This window comes from Streptomyces niphimycinicus, assembly GCF_018883605.1.
Classification (GTDB): domain Bacteria; phylum Actinomycetota; class Actinomycetes; order Streptomycetales; family Streptomycetaceae; genus Streptomyces; species Streptomyces niphimycinicus.
This window is the reverse complement of record NZ_JAHLEM010000615.1, coordinates 1-13,546: the sequence shown is the minus strand read 5'-3', so window position 1 is coordinate 13,546 and position 13,546 is coordinate 1. Positions and strand designations below refer to the sequence as shown.

The window sequence follows — 13,546 nt, the reverse complement described above, 5'->3', positions numbered from 1 at the left end:
GGCGCCGGCCGGGTCGGGGCGGCGGTCGCGGCGGCGCTGTCGGGCTCGGGGGTGGGCCGGGTCGATGTGGTGGACGGAGGCCGCGTCGAGCCCTGGGATGTGGCTCCCGGCGGGCTGTCGGCCGAGCAGATCGGGGAGCGCCGGGATATGGCCGCGCGCCGTGTGGTGCGACAGACCGCGCCCGGTCCGCTCCCGCGCCGGGCGGCGCGGGAGCGGACCTGTACAGAGGAGCGGACCCCCTCGGGAGAGCCCGGTCTGGCGCTTGTGGTGATCGCCCCGCGTGACGGCCTCGCCGCGTACGCACCGGATCCGGAGCCCGCCCAGCCGCTGCTCGCCTCCGGGACACCCCATCTCTATGCGGGAGTCCTCGAGGCGACGGGGGTGGTGGGGCCGCTGGTGGTGCCGGGTATGACGCCCTGTGCGGGCTGTGCCGCGGCGGGCCGTGCCGAGCGGGAGCCCGTCTGGCCGCGGATGCTCGCGCAGTGGCGGTCCGGGCGGCGGCGGACCGCCCCGGCCTGCGACGCGGCGCTGGCGATGGTGGTGGCGGGGCTCACCGCGGTGCAGGCGCTGGCCTTCCTCGACGGCCGGCCTTCCGGGGGCGCGGGGGTCCGGTGGGAGTTGGCGCTTCCCTCCCTCGTCTGGGAGGCGCGTCCGGTCGTAGCACATCCCGGCTGCGGCTGCGGAGCGGCCGGGGAGGAGGATGCCGTATATGCCTCGGCCGCAGAGGCACCGCACGCGACAATGTCCGGGTGACCCACGTCCGTGGAGTGGGCGACGGGGGCCCGGGGGCCACCCTCCGGGATGGCACGGCTGTAGTTGGAGGGGCGCATGACCGATCTGCCGCGCAAGGCGATCACCCGTACCGCCAAACTGGCGGCGCTGCCCTTGGGATTCGCGGGGCGCGCCACGTGGGGGCTCGGGAAGCGGATAGGGGGACGGCCGGCGGAGATGGTCGCGCGCGAGGTACAGCAGCGCACCGCCGAGCAGATGTTCAAGGTCCTCGGTGAGCTCAAGGGCGGGGCCATGAAGCTCGGGCAGGCCATGTCGGTCTTCGAGTCGGCGCTGCCCGAGGAGATAGCCAGGCCCTACCGGGCGGCCCTGACCAAGCTCCAGGAGGCGGCCCCTCCCATGCCCAGCCGCACGGTCCACGCGGCGCTGGAGGAGCGGCTGGGCCCGGACTGGCCGGAGCTGTTCCAGGAGTTCGAGGACAAGCCGGCGGCGGCCGCCTCGATCGGGCAGGTGCACCGGGCGGTCTGGCACGACGGGCGTGTGGTGGCGGTCAAGGTGCAGTACCCGGGGGCGGGCGAGGCGCTGCTGTCCGACCTCAACCAACTGAGCCGGTTCGCCCGGGTGCTGGGGCCGCTGGTGCCGGGGCTGGACATCAAGCCGCTGATCGCGGAGTTGCGCGAGCGGGTCGCCGAGGAGCTGGACTACGAACTGGAGGCGGCGTCCCAGCGGGCCCACGCTGAGGAGTACGCCCAGGACGCGGAGATCGTGGTGCCCGAGGTGGTGCACCAGAGCGATCAGATACTGATCACCGAATGGCTGGAGGGGATACCGCTCTCCGAGGTGATAGCCGACGGCACCCAGGAGGAGCGGGACCGCGCCGGGCAACTGCTGGCCCGCTTTCTGTTCTCGGGGGCGTCCCGCACCGGGCTGCTGCACGCCGATCCGCATCCGGGAAACTTCCGGCTGCTGACCGGCGACGCCCCGGACGGCCCGCCGGAGCGGTGGAAGCTGGGGGTGCTGGACTTCGGCTCGGTGAACCGGCTCCCGGAAGGGCTTCCGGAGCCCATCGGCATCGCACTGCGCATGGCGCTCCAGGGCGATGCCATGGGGGTCTACGAGCTGATGCGCGGGGAGGGCTTCGTCAAGCCGACGATCGAGATGGACCCGGACGACCTGCTGGACTTTCTGCTGCCGATGCTCGAACCGGCCCAGGTCGACGCGTTCGTCTTCGACCGGCAGTGGCTGCGCAGCCAGGCGGCGCGGATGGCCGACCGTCACTCCCCCGTCTATGAGCTGGGCAATCAGCTCAATCTGCCGCCCGCCTATCTGCTGATCCACCGGGTGACCCTGAGCACCATCGGGGTGCTGTGCCAGTTGGGCGCCACGGTGCGGCTGCGGGATGAACTCGAGGCATGGGTCCCCGGCTTCGCCGATGCCCCGGAGTCCGAGGACCGCGCCGAAGAAAGCGCCGAATCCGGAGAAGCCGCCGGAGCCGGAGAAGCCGCCAAAGCCGGAGCGGGTGCCGCACAAGGCGCCGGGGAGAAGTCCGAGGCCGCGGAGACCTCGGCCTGAGCCCGCGCGCCGCCCGGCGGCCGGGCCTCTGCCGCCGGGCGGCGCCGCCCCGGAGCGTGGGCGCTTCGGGGTAGCCAAAGGGCCGGTCCGATCGGACCGGCCCTCTGTGGTCACGCGACGGGTCGGCGTATGACCCGTCAGTGAGTGTTGATGTCAGCCCCGGCTCCGGCCGGTGCCGCACCCGGTGGTCACTGCATGAGCGCCATGGCCAGGGCGCGACGGGCGCGGAGCGAGGCACGCTCCGCGCGGCGCTGCATCCGGCGGGCGGCCGCGAGTCGAGCGGCGGGCCGTTCGGACTCTGCCTCCTGAAGCCGGTCGTGCATATGCGCACGCGCCAGGGCTTCTTGGATGAGTTGCATCTCTCGGTTCCTGTTCTGGCGCGACTCGGGCGCGCCGGAGGTTTCGGGTGCTGGGGTGTCGGAGACCGGTGGGGTCATCGTCGGGACCTGCTTCATGGGGTCGTGCGTCGCTGGGCGATCGATGGTGCCGGTGGTGCTCATGCCGCAACCGGGTTCTTACGCGGGCGGCCACGCGGCCGCTTGCGGGCCACCACCACGCCCTGGACGAAGAGCTCCCCGCCCCAGACGCCCCAGGGCTCGCGACGGTCCTTGGCACCGGCGAGGCATGCCTCACGCAGCGGGCAGGTCTGGCACAGCGACTTCGCGTACTCGACGTCGGCCGGGGACTCGGCGAAGAAGACCTCCGGGTCGTACGAACGGCACGGAACAGCTACACCCAGGTTCTCGATGGCCTCATCGAGTTCGGTGAGGGCGGTGAGCGGGGTCAAGGAGTCCTCCGAGGAGTCAGGCGGTCGGTTCAGGTCGGTCGATGCGGACGGGGCGTGTGCGTTGAGTTGCACGGTGTGTGGTCCTCGTCTCTTTGGTCCGGCTGGTGGCCGGGCTCTGGCAAATCAAAAGGGCCGCGGATCCCGGTGTGGGTTCCGCGGCCCTGGAAGGTGCCGACCTGATCCTGGATCAGGCTGGATAACTCCAGGGTTCGAGCCTGCGGAAGGCCCACGTCTTGTGGTGCTGCTGCGTCGTCCGGGATTCGGCACCATTGGCCGCAAAGGCATAGGCCATTGCCTGTGCCACTGCCGTTACCGCAGGTGCCTGGATCGGTCGCTCACTGAGGCGCGCCTCATCGACGCCGGGCATACCGGTGCCAGGAAGCGCGGAGCCGAGCAGGCAGGTGGCGACGACCGATCGATCGGCCTTTTTGATGGTGTTGATGAAGCTGATCACTGGTCTTCGCCTCCTCTCGGCGTCTCAGGGACCGATCGAAACCAGTCCGGGTGTTCAGTACAACACGGAATCCTCGGCTCCTGGAAGGGCCGTTGTCTCCGTGCTCGGAAGGCTATGGGTACGGCCTCCACGCGCGCAAACTATTTTTCCGTCGAGTTTTGCCGAGGGTCACCCGAATGGCTTCCCCCGGCACCGTCGTCCCCCTCGCCGTCGACCGCCGAGGGCAGTTCCCGCCCCTCGCACAGCGCGAGAACATCGCCCCCGAACCGGTCGAGCTTGCGGCGTCCGACACCGGCGATGCGGGCGAGCTCCGATTCGGTTTCCGGAACGGCCTCGGCGATCGCGAGCAGCGTCTTGTCGGTGAACACGCAGTACGCCGGCTGCCCCAGCAGCCCCGCCTGCTCCGCCCGCCAGTCGCGCAGCCGCTCATAGAGCGCCTCGTCCAGCTCGGACGGGCAGCCCTCGCAGCGCATCAGCTTCATCTCGCCCGCGTCGGTCAGCGCCCGGCCGCACACCCGGCAGTGGACCGGACCGCGCCGTCTGCGCACCCCGCCGCCCCCGCCCGGGGCCGCCGCCCCGCGCTCGATCCCGCCGGCCCCGCCGAGGGTGCGGGCGCCGACCGCCTGGGAGCCGGGCCGCAGCCCGTTGAGAAAGCGGGTGGGGCGACGGGAGGCCCGGCCGCCCGGAGCCCGCGAGAGCGCCCAGGACAGCGTCAGATGGTGGCGGGCGCGGGTGACCCCCACATAGAGCAGCCGGCGCTCCTCCTCGATCTGCTGGTCCGTCTTGGCGTAGGTGATCGGCACCATCCCCTCGGTGAGACCGACCAGGAAGACGGCGTCCCATTCAAGGCCCTTGGCCGCATGGAGTGAGGCGAGGGTCACACCCTCGACGGTCGGGGCGTGCTGGGCCGCCGCCCGCTCGTCGAGCTCCGCCACCAGATCGGAGAGCGTGGCCCCGGGACGGCTGCCCGCGAAGTCCTCGGCGAGCCGCACCAGGGCGGCCAGGGACTCCCAGCGGTCGCGCACCGCGCCCGACCCCGCCGGGGGCTCGGGCGTCCAGCCACGGGTGCCCAGCACGGCCCGCACCTGGGACGGGATGTCCGCGTCCATCAGCGCCGGGTCGGCGCTTCTCCCGCGGGCCGCGCCGCGCAGCAGCAGCCCCGCCTCGCGCACCTCGGGCCGCTCGAAGAACCGCTCGGCGCCGCGGAGCTGATAGGGCACCTGGGCATCGGCCAGCGCCTGCTCATAGAGCTCCGACTGGGCGTTGACCCGGTAGAGGACCGCGACCTGGCTCGGCGGGACGCCCCCGCCCCCCTGCTCGACCGGGGTGATCAGCTCACGGATCCGGCGGGCGGTGCCCTCGGCCTCGGCCGGCTCGTCGGCATAGGCGGCGTAGACCGGGTCGGGGCCCGCCTCCCGCTGGGAGACCAGCTCCAGCCGGTGCTCGGCGGCCCGGCCGCGGGCCTGGGAGAGCAGCCCGTTGGCCAGGTGGACCACCTGGGGGGTGGAGCGGTAGTCCCGGATCAGCTTGACCACCGTGGCCCCGGGGTGGCGGGTGCGGAAGTTCAGCAGATGGTCGGGGGTGGCGCCGGTGAAGGAGTAGATGGTCTGGCTGGCGTCGCCGACCACGCACAGGCTGTCCCGGTCGCCCAGCCACAGCTCCAGCAGCCGCTGCTGAAGCGGGCTGACGTCCTGGTACTCGTCGACCACGAAGTGCTGGTACTGGCGGCGCACCTGATCGGCGATGTCGTGCCGCTCCTGGAGCACACCGACCGTGAGGAGCAGCACATCCTCGAAGTCGATGACGCCGCGGTCGCGCTTCAACTGCTCATAGGTGGCGTAGATCCGGCCGATCTCGGCGGCGTCGCGGGGGGCCTCCCGGCCGGATTTGGCGGCCACGGCCGGATAGTCCTCGGGCACGGTCTGGGTGACCTTCGACCATTCGATCTCGCCGGTCACGTCCCGCAGCTCATTGCGGTCCAGCCGGACCCGGCAGCGGGCGGCGGCCTCGGCCACGAGCTGGACCTTGCGCTCGACCAGCCGCGGCACCTCGCCGCCGACCGCCTTGGGCCAGAAATACTGCAACTGGCGCAGGGCCGCCGAGTGGAAGGTGCGGGCCTGCACCCCGCCCGCGCCGAGCTGCCGCAGCCGGCCGCGCATCTCCCCCGCCGCCCGGTTGGTGAAGGTGACGGCCAGCACACTGGCGGGCTGGAGCATGCCCGCGCGCACCCCATAGGCGATCCGGTGGGTGATGGCGCGAGTCTTGCCGGTGCCGGCCCCGGCCAGCACGCACACCGCGCCGTGCAGGGACGTCGCCACCTCGCGCTGCTCGGGGTCGAGCCCGTCGAGCACCGCGTCGGCGTCGCGCGGTGTGGCCGCGTAGCCACCCGGCGTGGAGCCCTGCGGGAACAGAGTGGAGGACGTTGCTGCTGTCACCCCGCCATGCTGCCAGGTCCCCTGGGACCCCCGTGCCGGTTGTCCACAGCCCTGGCCTTCCGGTCATATGAATCCGGGAATGACCGGCGGAGGGTAAGCGTTCTCCTTCTGCCCGCCCACCACGACCCCGAGGAGAGCGAAGACCGATGTCCGGCACTGTGACGATGTACAGCACCACCTGGTGCGGCTACTGCCGCCGCCTGAAGGGGCAGATGGACCGCGAGGGCATCGCCTACACCGAGATCAACATCGAGCAGGACCCGGAGTCCGCGGCCTTCGTCGAGAAGGCGAACGGTGGCAACCAGACGGTGCCGACCGTTCTCTTCCCCGATGGGTCGACCCTCACCAACCCGTCCCTGGCGCAGGTCAAGGCCAAGGTCGGCGGCTGAGTCAGCCTCGCGGCAGCGGCTCGCCGTACCAGAGCTCGATCAGCCGGGCCGCGATCGAGATACCGGACGGAGGCAGGACCTCCCCGGACTCGATCGCGGCCCGCAGGTCGTCCCGGGAGAACCAGCGCGCCTCGTGGATCTCCTCCCCGTCCACCTGGATCAGGGAGGACGTGGCCTGCGCCATGAAGCCGAGCATCAGGCTGGACGGGAACGGCCACGGCTGGCTGGCCACGTACTCGACCTCGCCGACCGTGACGCCCGCCTCCTCCGCCACCTCGCGGACCACGGCCTGCTCGATCGACTCGCCCGGCTCCACGAAGCCCGCCAGCGTCGAGAAGCGCCCCTCCGGCCAGTGCACCTGGCGCCCCAGCAGCGCACGGTCCTGCTCGTCCCGCACCAGCATGATCACGGCGGGGTCGGTCCGCGGGTAGTGCTCGGCCCCGCACGCCGGGCAGCGGCGGATATGGCCCGCCGCCGCGATCATCGTGCGCTCGCCGCAGCGTGAGCAGAAGCGGTGCAGCCGCTGCCAGTTCTCCAGTGCGACCGCGTGCACCAGCAGCCCCGCGTCGCGCTCGGACAGCAGCGCGCCCGCCTCGCGCAGCCCGGCCGGGCGTGCCGACTGGTCCATCCGTCCCGGCAGGGAGTCCTTCTGGAGCGCGAAGTAGCGCACGCCCTCCTGGTCGGTGCCCAGGAAGTAGCGGTGGTTCTCGGTGGGCGGGGCCTCGAAGGACGGGGTCATGACGAGCTCGGTGCGGCCGTCCGGGGTGTCGTCGACCAGGGCCTGGCCGCCGGAGACCACGAAGACACGCGTCGTCGGGTGACTCCACGCCGCCGCCAGCCACGCCTCGTCCAGGCGGTGATGCGCGGAGCGGTCGATGCCGCTCGGGGCAGCGAGCGTGATCGGCCGGTCGGTGGCGTGGTCGGTCCAGGTGGTCACGGTTGCTTCCAACTCCCCCAGCGAAATGGGCGGTCTACGTACATGAGCGAGCTATCCCCGTCCGTTCTCGGCGAGATCGTCCCAGAGATGGGCGGCCGTCTCGGCACCCTTCATGAGCAGGCCGAGCTCGACCTTCTCGTTGGGCGCGTGCCAGCCGTCGGACGGCACCGAGATGCCCAGGAAGAGCACCGGGGTGCCGAGGATGTCCTGGAGATCGGCGGCGGGGCCCGATCCGCCCTCGCGGGTGAAGCGGATCTCCTGGCCGAAGGCGCGCCCCATGGCCCGGACGACCGACTGGAGCGCGGGGTGGTCCAGCGGGGTCAGACAGGGGCGGGTGGCGCCCCAATAGGTGATCTCATGGCGGATACCGGCCGGGAGCCGGGCGGCGACCCAGTCCCGTACGGCCGACTGGACCTTCTCCACGTCCTGGCCCGCCACCAGCCGGAAGGACACCTTCAGTTGGGCGGCCGAGGGCACGATGGTCTTTCCGCCAGGACCCTGATAGCCCCCGCCGATGCCGTTGACCTCGGCGGTCGGGCGGGCCCAGATCCGCTCCAGGGTGGAGTACCCCGCCTCGCCGAGCGCGGCCCGCGAATGCGCGGTCCGCAGCCAGCCCGCCTCGTCGAAGGGCAGCTCGGCGAAGAGCTCGCGCTCACGGTCGGTCAGCTCCACGACACCGTCGTAGAAGCCGGGGATCGCCACCTTACGGTCGGCGTCGTGCAGCGCGGCGGCCAGCCGGGCGGCCTCGGTGGCCGGGTTGGGGACCGCGCCGCCGAAGGAGCCGGAGTGGATGTCCTGGGCGGGTCCATGGAGATCGATCTGGCATTCGACGAGACCCCGCATGCCGGTGCAGACGGTCGGGGTGTCCTCGGACCACATCCCGGTGTCGGAGACGATCACGGTGTCGCAGGCCAGCCGGTCGGCGTGCGCGCGGACCAGCTCGGGGAAGTGCGGGGAGCCGGACTCCTCCTCGCCCTCGATCAGCAGCTTGAGGTTCACCGCGGGCGCGCCGCGGCCGGTCACGGCCAGATGCGCGCGTATCCCCAGGGTGTGGAAGAGAACCTGCCCCTTGTCGTCGGCGGCGCCGCGGGCGTAGAGCCTGCCGTCCTCGATGACCGGCTCGAAGGGGTCGGTGCGCCAGCCGTCCGCGCGGTCGGCGGGCTGGACGTCGTGGTGGCCGTAGACGAGCACCGTAAGGGCGTCGGGATCGCCGGACGGCCATTCGGCGAACACGGCCGGGGCGCCCGGTGTGTCCCATATCTCAGCCACCGGGAAGCCCGTGGCGGCCAGATGGTCCCTCAGCCACTGGGCGCTGCGCCGGACGTCGTCGGCGCGGGCCGGGTCGGCGGATACGGACGGGATGCGCAGCCACTCGGAGAGTTCGGCGAGGAAGGCGGCGCGATGGTCGTCCACATAGGCGCGGACGGCGTTGTCCGTGTCCGGGGCGTTGCTCATGCAGGTGAGCCTATCCGGCCCGCGACGGGACGAGGGCGGGGGTCTCCGGGGCGCTCATGAGCGCTCGCTCTCGGTGACAGTTTCGGCGTCGATACGATCACTTTCGGTCGCGCCCCCGGCCCCGGCCCCGTCTACCTCCGTGACCCCCTCCACGTCCTCCGTCTCGCCGCCCGGCTCCCCGAGCAGGACGCGTTCGAGCCCGGCCCGTCCGGGCAGCCCGGCGGGGCGCACGACCTCGCCGCTGCGCACGTACACGAACGCCGCCGTCACGGCCGACAGGGGCAGTTCGTGCTGCTCGGCCCAGGCGAGGCGGTAGATGGCGAGCTGGAGCGGGTCGGCGTCCTGGGAACGGCCGGTCTTCCAGTCGACGATCTCGTAGCGCGGGCCACCGTCGGGGCCGCTTCCGGACGCGCGGTACACCGCGTCGATCCGGCCGCGGATGATGCGGCCCGCCAGGGTCAACTGGACCGGCACCTCCACGCGGTAAGGCGTGCGACGGGCGTACGGCGTGCGCGCGAACGCCTCCTTGAGCGCGGTCAGATCCCGCTCGTCGGCGATCTCCGCCTCGTCCTCCTCGCCGCCCGGCAGCTCGTCGGGGCCCAGGAACGGCAGCGACAGCGCCTCGAAGCGCGCTTCGACCCAGGCGTGGAAGCGGGTGCCGCGCCGCGCGGCGGGGCGCGGCGGCCGGGGCATGGGGCGGGCCAGCTCCCGTGCGAAGCCGTCCGGGTCGGCGGCCAGGCGCAGCATCTGGGAGGCGGTGAGCGTCCCCGGCAGGGGCACCTCGTGCACGGTCTCGCGGGCACGGCGCAGCTCCCCGGCGAGCGCGTCCAGATCGCGGTCCCAGGAACCGGCCAGCCGGGCCTCCTCGGGCGCCAGCTCGTCCTCGGCCGGTTCTCGCGGGATATCCGGCACATCGGGTTCCGGCGCGCCGTAAGGATCGACGTGTGGCCCATCGCCGTACGGCTCGTCCTCATATGGCTCATATGGCTCATACGGCTCGTGCGGCTCGTCGGCCGCGTCGCCGTACGCGTCCGCGTAAGGGTCCTCCGGAGGCTCGGGCCACTCCGGGGCCTCCGAAGGCTCAGGCTCCTCCAGCGGCTCCAGATCGTCCATGGGCCCCGGGAACGGCTCCCCGTCGGCCGAGGGGTGCCCCCCGTCATGCGCGGTCGGCTCCTCCCCCGCCGTCTCGATGCGCGCCAGATGGGCGAGCACCACATCGGCGGCGCGGCGCCGGTGGCGCAGCGCGGCCGGGTCCAGCGGAAGCGGCCAGGCCCGGTCGGCCGCCGACTCCCGCAGGGCCGGGTTCTCCGCGTCCTCCTCCGGGGGCTCGGCCCATGCCTCGACCTCGCCGTGCCCCGCCTCACAGTGCTCGCGCAGCGCGTCCAGGAAGGCCGACGGGCCGCGCGGCCGCTTCTGGGTGGGGCCCCACCAGTGACCGGAGCCCAGCAGCAGCGACCGCGGCCGGGTGAACGTCACATAGCCCAGCCGGAGCTCCTCGGTCCGCTGATGCCCCTTCATGGCGTCCTTGAAGGCCGCGATCCCCTTGCTGTCCCAGGCGGGGACGTCCGGGAGGGTCCGCGCGTCCCCGCGCAGCTCATGCGGCAGGACCTTGGCGTTGGCCGTCCAGGACTCGCGGGACTGCTCGCTCGGGAACTGCTTGGCGACCAGCCCCGGCACCGCCACCACGTCCCACTCCAGCCCCTTGGACTTGTGGGCGGTGAGCACCTTGACCGTGTTCTCGCCGCCGGGGAGGGCGTTGTCGAGCCCCTTCTCGTACTGCGCGGCGGTGCGCAGAAAGCCGAGGAAGCCCTGGAGCGTGGCCTCGCCCTCCACGGCCGCGCCGCCCTCCCGGCCCGCGAAGGCGGCCGCGACGTCCAGGAAGTTGCCGAGCGTCTCGCGGCGGCGGGCGGCCAGGGCGTGCGGTGAGGCGGACAGCTCGACCTCGAGGCCCGTGGTGGCCAGGACCCGGTGGAGCACGTCCATCAGCGGATCGGCCAGCGAGCGGCGCAGTTCGCGGAGTTCGGCGGCGAGCCGGGCGAACCGGACCCGTGCCTCGGCCGAGAAGGGCAGCCCGTCGTCCGGGCCGCCGCCCGCCTCCAGGAAGGTGTCGAGGGCGTCGGCGAGGGAGATCACCTCGGAGGGATCGGTGCCCTCGACGGCCCCGGCGAGCCGTAGGTCCGGATCGTCCTTGGCCCCGTCCGGCCCGCCGTGGAAGACCAGCGCGCGGGCGCGGCGGCCGAGCAGCGCGAGGTCGCGGGGGCCGATCCGCCAGCGCGGCCCGGTGAGCAGACGGACCAGCGCCGCGTTGGCCCCCGGGTCCTGGAGAACCTCGCAGACGGCCACCAGATCGGCCACCTCCGGCAGATGCAGCAGCCCCGACAGGCCCACCACCTCCACCGGAATATCCCGCTCCACCAGGGCGCCCTGGATCAGCGCGAAGTCACCCGCCGTCCGGCACAGGACCGCGATCTCACCGGGCGGGGTGCCGGTGCGCACCAGATGGGCGATGGAGTCGGCGAGCCAGGCCAGCTCCTCGGCGTGGGTGGGCAGCAGCGCACAGCGCACCGCTCCGTCCCGCTCCGCGCCGGGCGCCGGGCGCAGCGCCTCGACACCCTCGTGCATCGCGCGCAGCGGGGCGGCCAGCCCGTTGGCGAGGTCCAGCAGGCGGCCCCCGCTGCGCCGGTTCTCGCTGAGCGCGAAGCGCGCCGCCGGGCGGCGGTCGGCGTGCGGGAAGTGCTCGGGGAAGTCGTCCAGGTTGGCCACGGAGGCGCCGCGCCAGCCGTAGATGGCCTGACAGGGGTCGCCGACGGCGGTCACGGGGTGTCCGGTGCCGCCGCCGAAGAGCCCGGAGAGCAGCAGCCGCTGGGCGACCGAGGTGTCCTGGTACTCGTCGAGCAGGACGACCGCGAACTGCTCGCGCAGGATCCGGCCGACCTCCGGGTGGTCGAGGGCCAGGGCGGCCGAATGGGCGATCTGGTCGCCGAAGTCGAGCAGATCGCGGCGCCGCTTCTCCTCGCGGTACGCCTCGACCAGGCCCAGCAGCTCCTGGCGGGCGCGGGCGGCCTCGGGCACCTTGCGCAGCGCCTCGTTGGTGAGCCGCGCCCCCTCCAGGGTCCGCAGCAGCTCGGTGTCGTACGCCCGCAGCCGCCCGGCGGGGACGAGGTGCTCGGCGAGCTCGGCGTCGAGCGCGAGCAGATCGGTGACCAGGTCGGAGAAGGGGCGGGTGAGCGCCGGATACGGGCCGGGGGCCGAGCGCAGGACCCGCGCGGCGAGCTGGAATCGGGTGGCGTCGGCGAGCAGCCGGGCGCTCGGCTCGAGGCCGATGCGCAACCCGTGGTCCTTGAGCAGTTGTCCGGCGAAGGCGTGGTACGTGGAGATGACGGGCTCGCCCGCGGCCTCCTCGGTGGCGCCCGGATCCGGGTCCTGGTCCACGATGCCCGCCGTGACGAGGGCCTTACGGACCCGCTCGGCCAGCTCTCCGGCGGCCTTGTTGGTGAACGTGAGGCCGAGCACCCGGTCGGGCGCGACCTGTCCGGTGCCGACCAGCCAGACGACACGGGCGGCCATCACCGTGGTCTTGCCGGAGCCCGCCCCGGCGACGATCACCTGCGGGGCGGGCGGTGCGGTGATGCACGCCACCTGCTCCGGGGTGAACGGGATCCCGAGGAGTTCCTTGAGCTCCTCGGGATCGGTGATGCGGGCTGACACTCCAGTGAGGCTATCGGTGCCCACCGACATGCCCCGCCGCCCTCGCCGCTCCGGCGGGCGGCCGCCCCGGAGTGCGGGCCCGATACGCGAGCCCAGTCCGGGCCCGATGCGCGAGCGCCGGAGTCCGGGCCCGATACGCGAATGCGTCAGTCGACCACATGGCGCCCCTCAGCCCGGGCACTGCACGCGCCGCGGAAGGCGCAGCGCTCGCAGTGGTCGCCCGTGGTCGGGGTGAACCGCTCGTCCAGGACGCGCCCGGCCGCGGTGGCGAGCAGTTGCCCCACCCACTCCCCGTCCGGCGGCTCCTGGGCCTGGACCTTGGGGACGTCATCGCCGCCGTCCTTCTTGGCGGCGCCCTGCCGCAACTGGACCAGCTCCGCGCCGCCCGCCTGCGGGCGCCCGCCCTGGAAGAGGTCGTCGACGGCGCCCTCGCGCACCGCGAGCTGATAGGCCGCCAACTGGGGATGGTGCTCGACATCGCCGCGGGTCACGGTCTGCTTGCCGGTCTTGAAGTCGACGACGTAGGCACGCCCCTCGCCATCCGTCTCGACGCGGTCCATGCTGCCGCGGATGCGCACCTTATAGACGTCGGCTTCGAGCGTGACGTCGAAGGAGTGCTCGGTGGCGACCGGGGTGCGGCCGCCGCGCTCCATCACATGCCAGTGCAGAAAGCGCTCCAGGGCCGCCCGTGCCTGCTCCTTCTCCTGCCGTGACTTCCAGGGGGCGTCGAAGGCGAGCGCGTCCCATACGGAGTCCAGGCGCTCCATGAGGACCGCGAGATCGGCCGGGGTGCGGCCGGAGGCGACCTCGTCGGCCAGGACGTGCACGACGTTGCCGAAGCCCTGGGCGGCCGTCGAGGGCGCGTCGGCCTTCACCTCGCGCCCCAGGAACCACTGGAGCGAGCAGGTGTTGACGAGCTGGTCGAGGGCGCTGCCGGAGAGCGCCACGGGGCGGTCCCGGTCGCGCAGCGGGACCTCGCTGTGCGTCGGCTCGTGCAGCCCCCACCAGCGGTGCGGATGGGCGGCCGGGACCAGCGGCCGGCCCTCCTCGTCGCGCAGCGCCGCGAGCCGCGCCAGCCGG

Annotated in this window: 11 protein-coding genes; 3 read left to right on the top strand and 8 right to left on the bottom strand. The window is 72.9% G+C overall.

The genetic code is table 11. The annotated features are described in order from the left end of the window. Both KN815_RS37840 and KN815_RS37835 read left to right on the top strand, forming a co-directional pair. Nucleotides 1–753 (top strand): TOMM precursor leader peptide-binding protein (locus KN815_RS37840; protein ID WP_216346360.1); only part of this gene is annotated, 753 nt, incomplete at its 5' end. Nucleotides 754–828: 75 nt separating this feature from the next. Continuing rightward, nucleotides 829–2,301, top strand: coding sequence for an ABC1 kinase family protein (locus tag KN815_RS37835; RefSeq protein WP_216346359.1), 1,473 nt, complete (start codon nucleotides 829–831; stop codon nucleotides 2,299–2,301). A 188-nt stretch (nucleotides 2,302–2,489) separates the two neighbouring features. Here the strand turns inward: KN815_RS37835 and KN815_RS37830 are convergent, their stop codons facing one another. The 4 genes from KN815_RS37830 to KN815_RS37815 all read right to left on the bottom strand — a co-directional run bounded on the left by KN815_RS37830 (nucleotide 2,490) and on the right by KN815_RS37815 (nucleotide 5,977). Continuing rightward, nucleotides 2,490–2,801, bottom strand: coding sequence for a putative WhiB-interacting protein (locus KN815_RS37830; RefSeq protein ID WP_014054760.1), 312 nt, complete (start codon nucleotides 2,799–2,801; stop codon nucleotides 2,490–2,492). Beyond that, a complete protein-coding gene (locus KN815_RS37825) occupies nucleotides 2,798–3,160 on the bottom strand; it encodes a WhiB family transcriptional regulator (RefSeq protein ID WP_020868576.1) in 363 nt (120 codons plus the stop codon). Before KN815_RS37825 ends, KN815_RS37830 begins: the two co-directional genes overlap by 4 nt. Nucleotides 3,161–3,275: 115 nt before the next feature. Continuing rightward, nucleotides 3,276–3,542, bottom strand: coding sequence for a hypothetical protein (locus KN815_RS37820; protein WP_078643457.1), 267 nt, complete (start codon nucleotides 3,540–3,542; stop codon nucleotides 3,276–3,278). A gap of 140 nt (nucleotides 3,543–3,682) precedes the next feature. Continuing rightward, complete coding sequence (locus KN815_RS37815; RefSeq protein ID WP_301184689.1) at nucleotides 3,683–5,977, bottom strand: ATP-dependent DNA helicase UvrD2; 2,295 nt, start codon at nucleotides 5,975–5,977, stop codon at nucleotides 3,683–3,685. A gap of 146 nt (nucleotides 5,978–6,123) precedes the next feature. Here KN815_RS37815 and KN815_RS37810 point away from each other — a divergent pair, with 146 nt between their 5' ends. Continuing rightward, nucleotides 6,124–6,366: a mycoredoxin gene (locus tag KN815_RS37810; protein ID WP_014054756.1), complete on the top strand. Its 243-nt coding sequence runs from the start codon at nucleotides 6,124–6,126 to the stop codon at nucleotides 6,364–6,366. A gap of 1 nt (nucleotide 6,367) precedes the next feature. Here the strand turns inward: KN815_RS37810 and nudC are convergent, their stop codons facing one another. The 4 genes from nudC to KN815_RS37790 all read right to left on the bottom strand — a co-directional run. Then, nucleotides 6,368–7,303: an NAD(+) diphosphatase gene (nudC, locus tag KN815_RS37805; protein ID WP_014054755.1), complete on the bottom strand. Its 936-nt coding sequence runs from the start codon at nucleotides 7,301–7,303 to the stop codon at nucleotides 6,368–6,370. A 51-nt stretch (nucleotides 7,304–7,354) separates the two neighbouring features. Further along, a complete protein-coding gene (locus tag KN815_RS37800; protein ID WP_216346358.1) occupies nucleotides 7,355–8,758 on the bottom strand; it encodes a dipeptidase in 1,404 nt (467 codons plus the stop codon). 54 nt (nucleotides 8,759–8,812) lie between these two features. Next, a complete protein-coding gene (locus tag KN815_RS37795; RefSeq protein WP_253209479.1) occupies nucleotides 8,813–12,466 on the bottom strand; it encodes an ATP-dependent helicase in 3,654 nt (1,217 codons plus the stop codon). 146 nt (nucleotides 12,467–12,612) lie between these two features. Beyond that, nucleotides 12,613–13,546: RecB family exonuclease (locus KN815_RS37790; RefSeq protein WP_216346356.1), on the bottom strand; the 934-nt coding region annotated here is incomplete at its 5' end.

Excerpts from the sequence above, each read along its gene's own strand:
- KN815_RS37830 (WP_014054760.1), bottom strand. The coding sequence starts at position 2,801 with ATGAGCACCACCGGCACCATCGATCGCCCAGCGACGCACGACCCCATG.
- KN815_RS37800 (WP_216346358.1), bottom strand. The coding sequence starts at position 8,758 with ATGAGCAACGCCCCGGACACGGACAACGCCGTCCGCGCCTATGTGGAC.
- KN815_RS37835 (WP_216346359.1), top strand. The coding sequence starts at position 829 with ATGACCGATCTGCCGCGCAAGGCGATCACCCGTACCGCCAAACTGGCG.
- KN815_RS37810 (WP_014054756.1), top strand. The coding sequence starts at position 6,124 with ATGTCCGGCACTGTGACGATGTACAGCACCACCTGGTGCGGCTACTGC.